The organism is Pirellula sp. SH-Sr6A, from assembly GCF_001610875.1.
Lineage (GTDB): Bacteria > Planctomycetota > Planctomycetia > Pirellulales > Pirellulaceae > JBKCUI01.
In genome coordinates this window covers 5782899-5797518 of the sequence record NZ_CP011272.1, presented here as the reverse complement: position 1 = coordinate 5797518, position 14620 = coordinate 5782899, and the positions used below count along the sequence as shown (strand labels likewise).

Here is a 14620-nt window from a genome sequence, read left to right as displayed (position 1 = left end):
TTAACGAGGCCGAACGGCCTTTCGGAGGGCATCTAGCAGCGGTCGCTTCGATGCAGGCTCCTCCGTGGTAGTCGCTGGTTCATCAGGCTTCTTCGCGTCCCCCGATGTCTGCTTGCGCCGATCGCGAATCGATTTCAACAATTCGGCAGCAGCCGCTATCGCTTCATCCGCCTGCCCCTCTGCGACGTTTCCGAGGGAACCGACGATATTGCTGAGGATCGGGGCGTCCCCCTCCAACTGCCCGGCCATCATAGCAAGCACCAATCCCGAGTCCTTACGCATCAAATTCCAATCGACTTGAGGCTGGTCCAAGGCACCACCCACCGGAACGCGAAGCCGCGGGACGCCAAGCTCCTTCACCTTCTCCCTCATCGCGATTTGCTCGACAGGTACTGGAACCAACAGCGTCATGTCGAGCGAACGATCCTCGATCCCGACAGAGCCGGAAGACGAGAATTGCAATCTCTCATCGACCTTGGGCAATCCAGCCTCTAAACCACTGTGAAAGACCCGACGATCTTGGATGGCGACTTCGATTTCCGAACCATCGACAAACACAAGCTCCAAAGCCGCCGGTTTGTTACGAAGTCGGGCCAGCAACTCAATTGCATCAATCATCATCGGTTCTGAGGGCCCCGTTCGCACTTGATGAAGCACGATACGTGCCTTGCCCAGCGAGTCGACAGGATGCTCAAGGGGTATTTCGAACTTCTCGCTCGACAAGGTAACACGGCCGTCGAACCAAGCCGACTTCGCCAACAGCGGGACCGCCTTGCCCAGCCCGAGACGGACGAGTTCTTGCGTGAGCTCCACCTCATGAAGCAACGTTGTTGGCTCCACGATCAGACGCGGGTCATCCGCGGCCCCTAAATAGTCGGCGGTTACATCGAACGGAGGGATGACGACCAAGGGACCTTCGACTCCAGCGCGTTCGACATGAACACTGGCCGAACGGATGGCGATTTGCAAATCGAACTTGGGGCGAGACCCTAGAGCCTTTGAGGAATTCGGTGCATCATCTTGTTGGGAGCGTTGCAACGACTGAATCAAGCGTTCGAGATTGGACCCATTTTCTAACAACGAAATATCCATGCGAGGCGCGACGATCTCAATACGCCCTAGTTTCCGCCCTCCGAGGAGGAAGCCGAGTAGCCCTCGATCGGCGCGAATCGACTCAATCGTAAGAAGTGGTCTGTTTGCGGACGCGACGGTGGTCGCCGTGGACAGAGTGGGAGGAAGAAGGGGATCCGGTGCGGTATCCAAGTCGGAGACGACGACGTCGGTGATTTCGATGGGGCGAAACCAACCGAGCTTGACCTGTCCAACCTGGAGTTGCAGCCGGTCTTGGGCGAAGGAGCGAATGAGCGGTTCGTACACCCATTTGCTACCGAAAAAGCTGGGCGCGGCCAGGACGAGGAGCAATCCTATCGATCCGATAGCAATGGTCCATTTCCAACGTCTTCGGAGCATGTGGTAAGTCGATTTCGTTGTGAAAGGCGATTAGAAGCGATGGCCGCGTTTCGGTCCGGCTGGGCACTGCGTCAAGATCTCTGGGCCATCTTCTCGCATCAAGACAGTGTGTTCGAATTGGGCGGAAAGCTTTCCATCTTTGGTTCGCACCGTCCAGTTGTCGGTAGTGTCGAGTTTGGTAAAGCGCGTGCCAACGTTGATCATCGGTTCGACCGTGAAGCACATACCGGGGAGCAAGCGTTCTTGGCGGCTCTTGCGATCGGGAACGTGAGGAATGTTCGGGTATTGGTGGAACCGCTTGCCCAACCCGTGGCCGACATATTCACGAACCACGGAAAACCCTCGCTCGGTCGCTTCAGCAACGACATTGTCGCCGATGACACTTACGGTGCATCCTGGTTCCAAAGCGGCGATGGCACGGTGCATGGCGTCGAAAGCGCATTGGGTGACAGCGCGGGCTTCATCGGAGACCGTCCCGACCAAAAACGTTTCCGACTGATCGCCATGCCAACCATCGACGATCGAGGTGATATCGACATTGACGATATCACCCTCTTTCAAGACGTAGCTGTCCGGGATACCGTGGCAAATGACGTCGTTCACACTGGTGCAGCACGACTTGGTATACCCCAAGTAACCGAGGGTAGCAGGCTGATGTTTGTTCCGGATCGTGTATTCGTGGACGAGGCGATCGATTTCCTCGGTAGAAATACCTGGTTTGACGAAAGGGCGAACGTAATCCATCAGCTGGGCATTGAATTCGCCGGCTCGACGCATCCCGTCGCGTTGGGACTCTGTCAGTTGAAGTTTTCTGAGATTCTGCAGCATGTCCAAGGCAAAAACCTGTTTTGACAAAGTCCGAGTAGGGGAACCGAGAGGAGAAACCTCCCGTAAGCAGCAGTTTACCGCCGAAAGTTTCTTTGAGCAACGAAACGCGAGCCAACGGGGAAAGCGTTGGGATTTGGAGGGCAGCCACGATCTCCGCCTCACTTCAAAAACCCGGAAAACGAGGAGGGGAACTAGAAAAAAAGGAGAAATGGCCTAGCAAACAAAAATGCCGTCGGGTAAATATTCGCACATCGATTGGCTGCGGGGTTCACCCCTCGGCCATCGACCGGGGTGTAGCGCAGTCTGGCTAGCGCATCTGGTTTGGGACCAGAGGGTCGTAGGTTCGAATCCTATCACCCCGATTTTCGCCTAAGGCGAAAATAGAGAGTAGAAAAGAGAAAGTAGAGCAGTAGAGCTTTCACGCCCGAGAGTTTATCAAAGGCGTTTGACTCAACGGACCGATCGACTTTCTCTTTTCTACTTGGTCGACTGCTCTACTTTCTACTCTCTTCTTCTGGAGCGGTAGATGACTTTCCAATTCGAGAAGCTCCTAGTCTACCAAAAAGCGGTTGACTTCGCCGATCAAGTCTGTGCCACCACCGAAGTGTTCACGCGAGGCTACGGTTTTCTTGTCGACCAACTCAATCGTGCCGCTCTATCCGTCTCTGCTAACATTGCCGAAGGAAACGGTCGCTTCACCAAAGCTGACCGCAAGAACTTCTTCATCATCGCACGCGGGTCGGTTCAGGAATGCGTGCCGCTACTCGAACTTGCGCGTCGCCGAAGCTTGATCGATGAAGAAAAGCATATTGAGCTCAAATTGCAACTCGAAGAGATCTCCAAAATGCTCTCCGGCCTAATCAGCGGTTTGGCGAATCGCAAAGTCTTACGTCCAATCCTGAACCGCGTCCCAGAAAAGTTCAACTGGTGTCTTGTCACCCCGATTCGCCTTTGGCGAATAGAGAGTAGAGGGGAGAAAGTAGATAGTAGAAAAACAGGACCGGAGCAGGTTTGCATCGCACTCCTCACACCGATCCAACTACAAAATCTTCTTTCTCCCTCTCTACTCGGTCTACGTTCCACTCACTACTTTCTAAAACCGCAGCGTCGTCAAACACGATTGCTGCAATCCAACGCCCCATCTAGCAGTCTGTCACTTCTAGCCCATCCCTTCTCCACCGCCCGAGAGAACCATGGCCTTCGCATTCGAGAAGCTTCTCGTCTACCAAAAGTCCGTCGACTTCGTTGACGCAGTCTGCACCGCCACCGAACAATTTCTACGCGGCTATGGTTTCCTCGTAGATCAACTCAATCGCGCCGCGTTATCGATTTCATCCAACATTGCCGAAGGCAATGGTCGATTCACCAAAGCCGAGCGCAAACACTTTTTCGGCATCGCACGGGGCTCCGTCCAAGAATGCGTCCCTCAACTTGAACTCGCGAAACGTCGAGGTCTGATCGACGAGCCCAAGCACGTCAAACTCAAATCCCAACTTGAAGATATCTCTCGCATGCTATCCGGCTTGATCAATGGACTCGAGAACCGCGAAATATAAAAACTCTGCACACCCGCCGGAATTGGCGGGCGTGTCGAATGGTGGCTGCTTAGGTGGCTGATTGCGGTTCAAAAACGAAGGGTTTCCCTTATGTTTAGCCTGCCGGGAAAAGCAGAGTTATGTCGGTTGAGCGTGAGGACGATCGAATTTCAAAATGGCTTCCCCGAAGGGAAGCCTGACAACCTAAAGTAGCAACAAGTACACTGCGATTCCCCAGATCGTGCAGTAGATCAGGAAAATCGAAACAGCATGCTGGATGAGTGCCAGCAAGAACTCGAGTTCGTCCTTGCTGCCGACGATTGGTAAGTCACACCACCAGGTTTTCCAGGTTTTCATAACGCATCTCCATGTTACGTAACGCATTGCGCCCAGGCAGGATTGCCTGAGCGAAATACGCTCGCGTTTGGAGTGCGTTTCTGGAAATCGAGGGGGTCCCCTTATCTTTCGCTAGCCGGGGAAGGGCTAATTGAATTGTGGATTGGCTGAATGAATCAGCCATCGGTGGGAGTGTTGTATCGGATGATCGGAGAACAGCCGCGAATCACGCACTCGCGGCGGCACCTACTATACGGGCGTGGTTGGTTGTTGCCTTCTATTTCGTTCAGATCGTGCGGCAATCGGAATCGACACCATAGACCTAGCGGCTAGTGCCAACTTGGCTAATTCTAGATTGTCTGTTCGCCGTAAATCGGGAGTTAATGCTGGAAAGTTGGTAGGTACGGTTTCCCCTCAGTTATTCCCTCAGGTTTGACCTTTCTCGGTAAATACACGGAGTATAAGTAAATCAAACAAACGTCGTTACTCGTCATTTGGACGTAGCTTTAACAACTCTTCTGCTGATATGCCGAGCAACGCACCGACATCTCTCAGTTTGCCTGCCGAGATTTCTTCCGATTTAAACGCGTACAGCGCCAATTGCAACGCGGCAGATCGCTCGTCGTCGCTGATGGCGTTCGGCTCTCGAGTCGCAAGCTCATCCAGCATTTGCTGAAGGGCCGAATCGGAATCCGGCATTCGGCCGGACGGCTCCCCGAGATTCTCATCGAAAACGAATGACCTGATTGGTTGCCGGAACAACTTGGCGAGTTTGGAAAGTTCAAGGGTGCTGACTAGACGCTCACCGGATTCCAACGCAGCGACTTCCTTTACCGAGAGTTGTAGGGCCGTCGCTACTTGGTTTTGAGAGAGTTCAGCGGCAAGTCGAGCTCTCAAGAGCTGACGTGATAGCGATCGCTGTTGTTCGTGAGTAGTCATATTCCAACTGCCTATGCAAAGTACACTTGCTCTTGGTAAGCCTTCCGGATCTATGAACTGCATTTCTCGGATAGACAATCGCCTTATCATGCTTTGAATACAAACGCACAGAGGCCACCGGTTTCCCCCGTGGGTCGAACTTGTAAGTGTTCCTTACAACTTGCTCGGTAAATTGCCTGCTGATTCAATGAAAGGCAATCCCGCTATCTTTCGCTAGCCTGGGAATGGCCACTCAAATCAGAGTTTGTGGTGAAACCCAGGGACACTCATCCAACTGTGTCTAGCGTTTCAACGAGCCGTACGATTTATGCTCCAACTTCCGGACGTGCTTTGATGTTGTGCACTGTTATCCCTTGCCACGTTCGCCAAATCTAGAGACAAATGTACGCGACAACTTTGCAGTCCCATTAGAGAAGCATTCGTTGCGAGGGGAAGGGCGAATTCGCAGACTCGATGTTGTTTCCCATGGAGTATTTGGAAAAACGCGAAAACCCTGATGGAGAAATGCATTTTTGCTAAACTGATCTCCGAACCCCTGATAACTACTCAGAACACGTGAGATGCGCGAGAGAGTGAATGGCTACAAAAGTTCCCCCACAACTGCTACAGCTAATGTGCGACTACTATCCAGACAGCGATCGAGCTCGCGTCCTGATGAATAGCCTTTCCATTCCAACTGATTACCTGGATTTCAGCGGCCCACCCAAAACCATGTGGTTCAAGCTTCTAGCGGAAGCTGGGAAACATACGACGTTCCTCGCTGTATTTCAGCAAGTCAAGCAAGACTTCCCTAATCTCGACTGGGCAAACGTAGAACCGGTTATCCTTGCCCCATTATCAACCATCGCGCCATTTGCAATTCCTCCGGAAAGCTGGAAGGGGAGCACCACCGGGACCGTTCTTGAAAAAATTATTGGGAAGCAATCGACTTTGCTCCCAATAAGCTTTCTCGAAAATGGAATCGACGCTTCCCGAAGTGTCGCAAAAGTCCAAATTCCGGGAGTTGGAAGCGGATCAGGCTTTCTAATCGAGCGAAACGTTTTCCTGACAAATAATCATGTATTGGATTGCGAATCGACCGCCGCGTCAGCGGAAGCACTTTTCAACTATCAAATCACGCGCGAAGGCAGGGATGGAACGGTTGCGACGTTCAAGTTTTCTCCCGACGATCTATTCATTACATCCAAAGAGGATGATTGGACTGCGGTACGAGTTGTTGGTGACGCGAATGCAAATTGGGGGCAGCTGATGTTCGCTAAAGCGCCGGCTGAAAAGGATCAGCACGTTAATATAATTCAGCATCCAGGCGGCCAACCTAAACAGATTGCAATTTATAACAATCTTGTTCAGTTCGCTGACCGAACCTGTGTTCAGTATTTGACCGATACGATGAATGGGTCGTCAGGGTCGCCTGTGTTTAACTCATCATGGGAAGTTGTAGCGCTTCACCGCGCTGGTGGAATGCTACGAGAGCCGAATTCGCCATCGACTCGACAGTACTTTCGAAACGAAGGAACTCCCATCGAACTAATCCGCAATCGGTTAGTCGACGAAGGAGTCATCTCTTGAAATTCGCAGCTTAAAAGGGCAATTCGCGACAAGCAATGTAATGTCTGAATTGGAACCGTAATCACTTAAACATACGCTTAGCAAAGTGTTTAGCGACGCCTCGCCGAAATCTTTTCCTTTCTTCAGGTCGGTAATTAACTTGCTCCATTGCTCGCGACCTGTGGTATGTACTCGAAGATCGCCAACATGTCCGCCAGATCGTTCCCATAGATGTTTGTCTCTCGGTCCCTCGGGATAAAGATAAAGCAACACGTTTTCTATTTCTTCCCACCATTGGTCAATTGACGGGGACTCTCGTGAAAACCCGTATCTAAATCGAGTAAGCCATCCAAAGAGATTGGAACACTCGCAGAGGGCGGGATGCAAATCTTGTCGGCTGTATGCGGAGTAGTCTGAAAGCAAACCATCTGCGCAGTTCCTCCAACCATTCTTTGACAAAAGTGCACCAATCTGTCGGGCCGTCGTTGTTGGCAAATTGCGTTGGGCCGTAAGTAGACGAACACGCCAGTCATCGAAATCGGATTGTGTGAGTTCGGGAAAAACACGAAATGCACTCAAAGCGAAAACGACGGAATCTGCACCAGAAACTGGAAGTAGCTGTTGGCGATTGTTGTTCGATAGAATCTCACTAACTAAGACAGGTTCCGGTCTAGCCAGGGAAGCGATATCGTGAAGTGCACGGTCAATCCATGCTCGAGCAGTCACTTTTAAAAATTCCCCGCAGACATTCGCAGGCAAGGAATCCCAAATCTCCTGCCGATTATTTGTGTAGACAAGGTTCGCATACTTCGTCCCACTGAGTGAGCCAAGTAAATCGATATCAATCAGAGTTCCTTCCACATGCAAGGGCCAATAAGCTTCAATCGCATTATCCAACACGGTCGATTGATCAACATGTTTTGGGGCTAGGTTTATTATTCCTCTTAGAACTCGCCTCCACTCAAAATCGTATATATCAAACATATCAAGCAGCTGAATGTCCTCAATGCAGTCGATGACGACTTGATTAAACAGTGCTGGTACTAATTCTGTCTGCATTGCGGCCCTGACAAAGACACGATTTCCCAGTCGCCTGGACAGCTCGCGAAACCCGTTGTCTGATGCTTTCTGAAAGTGCAGTTGTTCAGCTATCGCGAGTTGTGGATTTGTGTTCGAAGATATAACGATAGCGTGAAGATTGGCCCAATTGTTTCGTTTACAGAATGTCGCCACTAATTGTGATTCAACTTCTGAGAGAGATTTCGGAATTGTATCGATTAAACACCGTTCAAAACGCTGGATTTTTTCACTCGTTTGAACTAGCCACGATTGAACAACTATCTCTGCAGATGTCGCTATTAGTCGCCAACAGAGATCTAAGGCAGATTTTTGCTTCTGTTTGAGTATATGCGTGAATGCGCTTAGTATTCCGACAGCCCAGGGGCGCGATGCGTCTTTAATTGCTTGACGCATCAAATCAAGAGAATTCTCTTCTGCCATTGCAATTGCTTGGGTGAATCTCTGCTGTGTCGCAATTCGGATCGCATCGAACCCTTTAAAAAATTCATTCGCCTCAACATTTCTGAGGTATCCAATGACGTCAAGAGGCCCAGAAGTTATACGGGTCTGCAGCTCTTGAAGAACTCGCTGCTTGATTGCTTTTCCATTGTTTGGAATTGGAGACAATCGGGCCAAATTGCGAAGCAATATCGTTACTTCAAGGCTAGTGATCGAGTTCAATTGCTCGAAAAGTGTCTGCGATTCGGCAAGCAAGGATAGGGTTTCAAATGAATTGACTTCTGCACTGAGCTCGTCAGACCACTTAGACACTGCTATCCGAACACTGTCGTCACAAAAATATCGTTCCGCCTGTCTATTTGGCGTACACTCGAGTGGCGGTTGGATACATATTTGCTGTGTCCACCTTGAACGAAATTGCACTGGCGTGAGAATCAAATCAGTCCCCTGGATTCGACCATCACGCGGAGTGCAACTATAGCGGAAGGTAAAATTGCGCTTCAAAGTGACTGGAAGACCTCGCCACAGGTCGCACACTGATTCACGAAAACCTTCGTCACCAATCCAGACTACTGGCTGAGAGTTCTTGCTTGAAATCAGCGCGCGAATGAGTGCCACTGTTCCCACGGAATGGATTGACCCAATCATGTCTACTGGTTCAAATTCAATCGCCGTACCAAGGGACATATGGTCCAAATCATGTCCGAGGTTTTGAAATACCGAATCGAGGCATTCTATTTTCGAAACTTCCTCAATATTGGTGATCAGTGCAGTTGTCCTCGCCATTCCTCCTCGCGATGCACTTGCGTCACGTAAAGTACTCAAAAAGACGTATTTGCGATCATGCGGGAAACCGCTCAACATTGGCGTGTTCCCTGCGTCGTTAGGCAGATCAAGTGGCAAGTCAGTGACCGCAACTAGGGTTTTTGCGAACTCCGGTATGGATGAATGCAAGATCGAATGAGCTTTACCACTTTCACCAAAAATCGCAGTGTCGAATTTAATTTTCATCAATCAATTCAAGCATTTTTAGAAGTGGGATCGTGAGATCGTCGTCCCGATGGCCATTTGACTGGATGATGTATCCAAAGGACTCTGGCCCTTTGTTTACGTAATCTTCATCATACTTCTCTCTGTTTAGTGGTCGCTCAAGTGATGAAAGCCCTAGGACGAAAACGCTGTCTTGGGTCCAATTTGCACGAACAAACTGTTCAAGTAGCGGCGCACGTTCCCGCAAAAGTTCCGAAGGGGTTGTATTTTCAACACCCAACTCATCCCAACATGAAAGTAGGACACCTAACTTTGGACTTCGCAGTCGACTTGAATTGCCTTTTTGGGCCGCCCACATCAATATTTGTAGCATCTCGACAATTCCAATTTGGGATGAAAGGTCAGGCTCTTGGTGTGTTGCCGATGCGGCTCGTCGTGTTAGCTCGACGTCGAGTGGGTGATCTACGATGTTCTTATAGTCTATGATTTCTTGTAGGCGTAAAAATAGCAGGATGCCTTCAGCTGATTCCAACCGTTTTTTCCAACCCTCATCGACTCCCCGGTTCTCTAATATGAGGCGAATTTGCTCTCCTCCATAGTCTGGCCAAAGTAAGTCAAATGGCTCGCCGTTGGGTCCAGCAATTCGCAAATCGGCATTGTCATACTTGTCTGCATTCGTGTGCTCTGCTGGTAATCCCTTATTCAGCTGCTCTAGACCGACTTTAAACAGCTCTAGGTTTGGCATTTCTCGCAACCTGAGCTTGCAGGAATGGTCGGAAAGCCTCCCAAAAAGCTGAAAAGTAAAGTGCGATTTCCCTGTGTTGGAAGCACCAACCATCACGATTGACTTATTTGCAATCGCCCTATCGCTCATTAACTTACTCCTCGATATGCGAGAAACCTATCGGTTGATACCTGGGGCGATAAATCGACTATGAACGTGTTTTTGTTTCTTCCCTGCTCAATTGCAAATTTGAATGATTTGACTAGCGGAGCTACAACTTCTTCTTGGGCTTCCTGTGTCGCTAATCTGAATCTCGTGTGGAAATGCGTTGCGGAAGGTAGCGTTCGCATCAGGATTTCCTCGATTGACGATTGAAAATCAGTGGCAACTGAGATGTCACTTTTTGCCCACACGATCGCGATTGGTCGCTCCGCGAGATGTTCCGAAAGTCTGGAAGCAAGGGTCTTAATTTGGAGACGTGCCTTTCCTCTTTCCGGACCAACCAACGATTCTCGGTCGATGAAGAAGAGAAAAGTATCGGCATGTTCAATGGTCCAAGTAGCGCCAGGATATTGCGTTGGAGACGGGTTAACTGACCACTCTGTAAACCACTCGCCGGGAGCGTCTGTGAACATGACATTTTGTATCAACTCGTCGTTTTTCCTGAAAGCATAGTGCAGTAGACCAGGGGATCTCTCCGTGGAGATTGGCGTGTGCGGGGGATACGATGGACTCGATTCTTTGGGATACCGCATAAAATCAGCGATCTTCTCCCAGCCCGCAAGAGTCCATGAGCCGCAAAAGCAGAGATGAGGAACTATCTGCTTTCTGAGGCAAAGAAGATGAAGCGCTGCGAGGTACGTGGTTTTTCCAGCGTTATGGGGTCCAATCAACGCGACTACGCGTGGCCTAGCACAAGCAGAGAGCATCCTAATATCGTCTAAGCCCAATGCACTGCCGCTCCACGGAACTGAATTTCGTGAATGCACATGACTGTTAGTTCCAGGTGTGTCTGTATTTTGCGTCCAGTGTTTACAAGCTGCAACGTCGGGCTCCCCAAGAATACAGCCACTATCCGGATGGCAATGTTGCTGGCTGCATGCTCCAATCATGACCATAGTTCCTTATTGATGCATTCAGCACATTTGATTTCACGGAAAACCCATCTGGCCAACGCACTTGCCGACATGGACTTGCTTTTTGGGAACCCCGTGCATTCTATGAACTTCTTAATGTCTGTTTGGCCAGCAGCTAACGCGCCAGCGAATTCCAGTAGTCCTATCCTCTTTGTCCCTTGTATCGGGATGAATAATTGTGTGGGCAGGGCTACTCGAACTGCTGAACCAGAAAGCTCTCGAACAAAAGACTCCAATTTTATTTCGTCACTGGGCAACAATCGGGAGATTTTATCAGCCAGAAAATATTCGACACTTTGAGGGGATAATCCTGTCGCAATCTCCGCAACGTCCGACGTCAGAGAAACGATTGTTTCGTTCGGCGTGAGTTCTCTGTAACCCTTCTTAAGACGAGTGGAATAAAGCGACTCGGATAACCAAAGCAGCTCAGTTCGTCTGCTCTGCGCAGTGTGGCTACGATTCAACTCTGCACTAGTAGCGGTGACTTTCTTACTAAGATCGTCGATAGAAGATTGCACTGATTCTAAGACCGCTTTTGTTACTTGAGCGATCGAATTGGTAATTCCTGAGGATGCGTGCTTTGAGAAAAACGCAGCCCAGTTGCCGTCAGTTGAGGGTTGATGAGTGTTGCCCCCCTCAACCGCACTTCCCGTTGATGGATCAACTGCCGCGCTCGCTTTCAACAGAGGGATTTGCAGCGTATTTTTCACTTCAACCATCGCCACAGCCTTAACCTGCTTAATGGTCTTTGCTGTGTATGGGCTCCACTCAGCAACCGCACGTCTTTCCAACTCGACACCCTGCGATTTGACAAAATCAATCACCAGATTCGAAAGGGGGTCGACTTTCGAATCAAGTAACAGATTTGCTGAACCATACCAGAGTAGTGCACACAGCTCAGTATCCTTTTCTGAAGCCCTTCGAGCGGCTTGCCAACCAACTGCCAAGTTGATCGCCGTCGGACGTTCGCGTTGTGCACTGAGAAATGTCGACCAGTCCTTCTTAATGTGCGCTTCGATCTGCGAGAGTACGAGGGAATTCTCGTCAACGTTTGGTACGAGAGATGCTCTCAAAAACTGCAGTAGAAGCGAATTGTTTTCTATAAAAGCGTCGCTAAGTGATTCGGCCGAAGCCAATAGTTTCTCCAAGCGTTCTTCGTTGTCCGCAATGTTGAAAAGCTGTGCATCGAGGAATTGCTGAATGAAGTTTTCCAAGGGAATTGCTCACTAATTGCTGGGTTTGTTGAATGGAGCAATCATAGCAGGACATCCCCCCGACCTCCATCCTGGTGAGGGATTTTACGGTTGTCATGAGGTTTTCACTAATTGAGAAAACGCACCTTTCGAGAGTGATAGCAGGCTCGGCTTGACCGCAGGAATGTCCAGCCCCCGCTCAGTTCAGCATTTTAGACCGTTCCAACAGTTCCAAAAGCTGCGAAGCACAGACTTGATTCCAGAATTCCTGCCCAAAAAAGTTCAACTGGTGTCCTGTCACCCCGATTTTTTGGGCCGGAAGGCCAAAAAAATAGAGAGTAGATGGGAGAAAGTGGAGAGTAGAAAAGACCAAGATCGGAGAACAGGTGGTTTACACGCCATAAGCCGATCCAAGGCCGCAAGCTACTTTCTCCCATCGACTCGATCTGCTTTCTACTCACTACTCTCTTCTTTTGGAGTAGTCCATGACCTTCGCCTTCGAGAAACTCCTCGTCACCAAAAAACTGTCGACTTTGCAGACTCCGTTTGCGTTGCCACTGAACAATTCCAACGCGGCTACGGCTTCCTCGTAGATCAACTCAATCGCGCCGCCCTCTCGATTTCCTCGAACATCGCCGAAGGCAATGGTCGCTTCACCAAAGCAGATCGCAAACACTTCTTCGGCATCGCACGAGGATCTGTCCAGGAATGTGTACCTCAACTCGAACTTGCCAAACGTCGAGGGCTGATCGACGATGCAAAACACAAACAGATTAAATCACAACTTGAGGAAATCTCTCGCATGTTATCCGGTCTGATCAATGGTCTTGAAAATCGAGAAACATGAACATTTTGCTCCTGCACGTTCCCTGTGCCAATGCTTGGTTAAACAATCGACGTTCGTAGTCGCTTAGCCATGGCTTTTTACGCCCCTTATATAGTTTTTCCGCCGCATAAGGCCTCCATTCGGCAGGGCAAACGCATCATCAGTACAAACTTTGATTATTCGTTTGGGGGTTGTCTAAGCAAATGCTAGCAGCAATAGATTTCAGAAGTTGATCCGATCTTCTTCGTGGAGTCCATGGAATGGCAGCAAAAACCAATCTCGTCGAGTGTATGTCGCTTGTTGAAGATCCACGCATTGAGCGAACAAAGGCTCATGACCTTAAGGATATTCTTGTACTCTCGGTCCTGGCTGTCCTTTGTGGAGCCGATGGATGGGAAGATATCGAGTTGTTCGGAAAGATCCGATTGTCGTGGCTTCGCAAATTCATCAAACTCAAGAACGGTGTGCCGTCCCACGACACCATCAGCCGTGTTTTTCGGATGATCAAGCCGGATGCCTTTCAAGAGGCCTTTTTAGCATGGGTAGAAAGCTTGGACTTTGGTAGCGACGGACTCAATGTTATCGCGATCGATGGAAAATCCCTTCGACGATCGCACGACAAGAAGTCGTTCAAAAACATGTTGCACAGTGTTGCTGCATGGAGTGTTGCAAATCGGCTTGTTCTCGGCTGCGAGTCTGTCGATGAGAAATCCAACGAGATCACGGCAATCCCCGAGTTACTGAAGAAACTCGAGCTTCGTGGTGCCATCATCACGACAGATGCGATGGGAAGCCAGAAAGAAATCGCCAAGCAGATTTCTGATGACGGAGGTGACTACGTTTTGGCAATCAAGGACAACCATCCTAAGTTGGCGAAGGCTATGGGCGAATACTTCGATAACGTGCATGAGCAGGGATTAGCCGAACACAAAGTTAGGCACCACGAGACTTATGACAAAGCACACGGTCGCACCGAGAAACGGTACTACTATCACGCCCCAATTCCTGACTGCCTGCGGGAGTTTACAGAGTCATGGGATGGCGCTAAGTCAATTGGACAAGTGCACAGCATCACGCTTCGCAACGGCAAGGAAACGATTGAGACTCGCTATTATCTGAGCAGCCTTGAAGTAGGCGTGAAACGATTTGCGAGTGCGGTCCGAAGCCATTGGGGCATCGAGAACTCGCTCCATTGGGTGCTGGATATGACATTCAACGAAGATCAAAGCCGGATACGAAAGGGTCATGGCCCTGATAACTTTGCCCTACTTCGACGCTTTGCAATTAATATTCTCAGCTTGGACACATCCAAGGAGAGCACGCGCAAAAAACGCAAACGCGCGGCTTGGGACGAAAACTATCTCCTAAACCGCCTCGCAGCAATCATTTAAGATGCGGTTGCCCTGACAGCGGAGGCGATAATCAATTTGCATACGTTGCTGGAGATCCCGTGATGAAGATTGATCCCTCCGGCCTAGATACTACCGTTTGTGCATACCCAGACGCGCTAATGGGAGCTGGTCACATGGGGTACAAAGTCAGTGGAGAAAAAAGAACCAAAGGCGTATATCCAAATA

Annotated in this window: 13 protein-coding genes and 1 tRNA gene; 6 read left to right on the top strand and 8 right to left on the bottom strand. The window is 49.8% G+C overall.

What is annotated here, in order from left to right:
* Both VN12_RS22380 and map read right to left on the bottom strand, forming a co-directional pair.
* Complete coding sequence (locus VN12_RS22380) at window positions 1-1470, bottom strand: hypothetical protein (protein WP_146678878.1); 1470 nt, start codon at window positions 1468-1470, stop codon at window positions 1-3.
* A 30-nt stretch (window positions 1471-1500) separates the two neighbouring features.
* Window positions 1501-2298 (bottom strand): type I methionyl aminopeptidase, encoded by a 798-nt coding sequence (gene map / locus VN12_RS22375; RefSeq protein WP_146678877.1) that lies wholly within the window; start codon window positions 2296-2298, stop codon window positions 1501-1503.
* A gap of 287 nt (window positions 2299-2585) precedes the next feature.
* Here map and VN12_RS22370 point away from each other — a divergent pair.
* The 3 genes from VN12_RS22370 to VN12_RS22360 all read left to right on the top strand — a co-directional run bounded on the left by VN12_RS22370 (window position 2586) and on the right by VN12_RS22360 (window position 3854).
* Window positions 2586-2660: transfer RNA gene (locus VN12_RS22370), tRNA-Pro, on the top strand.
* A gap of 164 nt (window positions 2661-2824) precedes the next feature.
* Window positions 2825-3547: a four helix bundle protein gene (locus tag VN12_RS22365; RefSeq protein ID WP_146678876.1), complete on the top strand. Its 723-nt coding sequence runs from the start codon at window positions 2825-2827 to the stop codon at window positions 3545-3547.
* Entirely contained in the window at window positions 3492-3854 is a 363-nt protein-coding gene (locus tag VN12_RS22360; RefSeq protein WP_146678851.1) for a four helix bundle protein, read from the top strand. Before VN12_RS22365 ends, VN12_RS22360 begins: the two co-directional genes overlap by 56 nt.
* A gap of 183 nt (window positions 3855-4037) precedes the next feature.
* Here the strand turns inward: VN12_RS22360 and VN12_RS26015 are convergent, their stop codons facing one another.
* Together VN12_RS26015 and VN12_RS22355 are read right to left on the bottom strand one after the other, a co-directional pair.
* Complete coding sequence (locus VN12_RS26015; protein ID WP_168164578.1) at window positions 4038-4190, bottom strand: hypothetical protein; 153 nt, start codon at window positions 4188-4190, stop codon at window positions 4038-4040.
* 462 nt (window positions 4191-4652) lie between these two features.
* Window positions 4653-5108 (bottom strand): helix-turn-helix transcriptional regulator, encoded by a 456-nt coding sequence (locus tag VN12_RS22355; RefSeq protein WP_168164583.1) that lies wholly within the window; start codon window positions 5106-5108, stop codon window positions 4653-4655.
* Between the two features lie 576 nt (window positions 5109-5684).
* Between VN12_RS22355 and VN12_RS22350 the strand changes: the two genes are divergently transcribed.
* Complete coding sequence (locus VN12_RS22350) at window positions 5685-6677, top strand: trypsin-like serine peptidase (protein ID WP_146678874.1); 993 nt, start codon at window positions 5685-5687, stop codon at window positions 6675-6677.
* Here VN12_RS22350 and VN12_RS22345 read toward each other — a convergent pair.
* From VN12_RS22345 to VN12_RS22335, 4 genes are all read right to left on the bottom strand, one after another.
* On the bottom strand, window positions 6651-9185 hold the full coding sequence (locus tag VN12_RS22345; protein WP_146678873.1) for an effector-associated domain EAD1-containing protein: 2535 nt from the start codon (window positions 9183-9185) through the stop codon (window positions 6651-6653). The genes VN12_RS22350 and VN12_RS22345 overlap by 27 nt on opposite strands.
* Entirely contained in the window at window positions 9175-10038 is an 864-nt protein-coding gene (locus VN12_RS22340) for a hypothetical protein (protein ID WP_146678872.1), read from the bottom strand. The genes VN12_RS22345 and VN12_RS22340 overlap by 11 nt, the downstream gene beginning before the upstream one ends.
* Complete coding sequence (locus tag VN12_RS26885) at window positions 10038-10817, bottom strand: TRAFAC clade GTPase domain-containing protein (RefSeq protein WP_409994289.1); 780 nt, start codon at window positions 10815-10817, stop codon at window positions 10038-10040. The genes VN12_RS22340 and VN12_RS26885 overlap by 1 nt, the downstream gene beginning before the upstream one ends.
* A 179-nt stretch (window positions 10818-10996) precedes the next feature.
* Complete coding sequence (locus VN12_RS22335) at window positions 10997-12238, bottom strand: GTPase-associated system all-helical protein GASH (RefSeq protein WP_146678871.1); 1242 nt, start codon at window positions 12236-12238, stop codon at window positions 10997-10999.
* Window positions 12239-12401: 163 nt separating this feature from the next.
* Here VN12_RS22335 and VN12_RS26510 point away from each other — a divergent pair, with 163 nt between their 5' ends.
* The gene (locus VN12_RS26510) at window positions 12402-13064 is read left to right on the top strand and encodes a four helix bundle protein (protein WP_240491232.1); all 663 of its coding nucleotides are present in this window, start codon (window positions 12402-12404) and stop codon (window positions 13062-13064) included.
* Window positions 13065-13303: 239 nt separating this feature from the next.
* Window positions 13304-14434: an ISAs1 family transposase gene (locus VN12_RS22325; RefSeq protein ID WP_146675687.1), complete on the top strand. Its 1131-nt coding sequence runs from the start codon at window positions 13304-13306 to the stop codon at window positions 14432-14434.
* The last annotated feature ends 186 nt before the right edge of the window (window positions 14435-14620 follow it).

What these genes read in the sequence shown, in the direction of transcription:
- VN12_RS22325 (WP_146675687.1), top strand. Translation starts at nt 13,304, where the DNA reads ATGGCAGCAAAAACCAATCTCGTCGAGTGTATGTCGCTTGTTGAAGAT.
- VN12_RS22365 (WP_146678876.1), top strand. Translation starts at nt 2,825, where the DNA reads ATGACTTTCCAATTCGAGAAGCTCCTAGTCTACCAAAAAGCGGTTGAC.
- VN12_RS22380 (WP_146678878.1), bottom strand. Translation starts at nt 1,470, where the DNA reads ATGCTCCGAAGACGTTGGAAATGGACCATTGCTATCGGATCGATAGGA.
- VN12_RS22345 (WP_146678873.1), bottom strand. Translation starts at nt 9,185, where the DNA reads ATGAAAATTAAATTCGACACTGCGATTTTTGGTGAAAGTGGTAAAGCT.
- VN12_RS22340 (WP_146678872.1), bottom strand. Translation starts at nt 10,038, where the DNA reads ATGAGCGATAGGGCGATTGCAAATAAGTCAATCGTGATGGTTGGTGCT.
- VN12_RS26510 (WP_240491232.1), top strand. Translation starts at nt 12,402, where the DNA reads ATGTCCAGCCCCCGCTCAGTTCAGCATTTTAGACCGTTCCAACAGTTC.
- VN12_RS22355 (WP_168164583.1), bottom strand. Translation starts at nt 5,108, where the DNA reads ATGACTACTCACGAACAACAGCGATCGCTATCACGTCAGCTCTTGAGA.
- VN12_RS22350 (WP_146678874.1), top strand. Translation starts at nt 5,685, where the DNA reads ATGGCTACAAAAGTTCCCCCACAACTGCTACAGCTAATGTGCGACTAC.
- VN12_RS26015 (WP_168164578.1), bottom strand. Translation starts at nt 4,190, where the DNA reads ATGAAAACCTGGAAAACCTGGTGGTGTGACTTACCAATCGTCGGCAGC.
- VN12_RS22360 (WP_146678851.1), top strand. Translation starts at nt 3,492, where the DNA reads ATGGCCTTCGCATTCGAGAAGCTTCTCGTCTACCAAAAGTCCGTCGAC.
- VN12_RS26885 (WP_409994289.1), bottom strand. Translation starts at nt 10,817, where the DNA reads ATGCTCTCTGCTTGTGCTAGGCCACGCGTAGTCGCGTTGATTGGACCC.
- map (WP_146678877.1), bottom strand. Translation starts at nt 2,298, where the DNA reads ATGCTGCAGAATCTCAGAAAACTTCAACTGACAGAGTCCCAACGCGAC.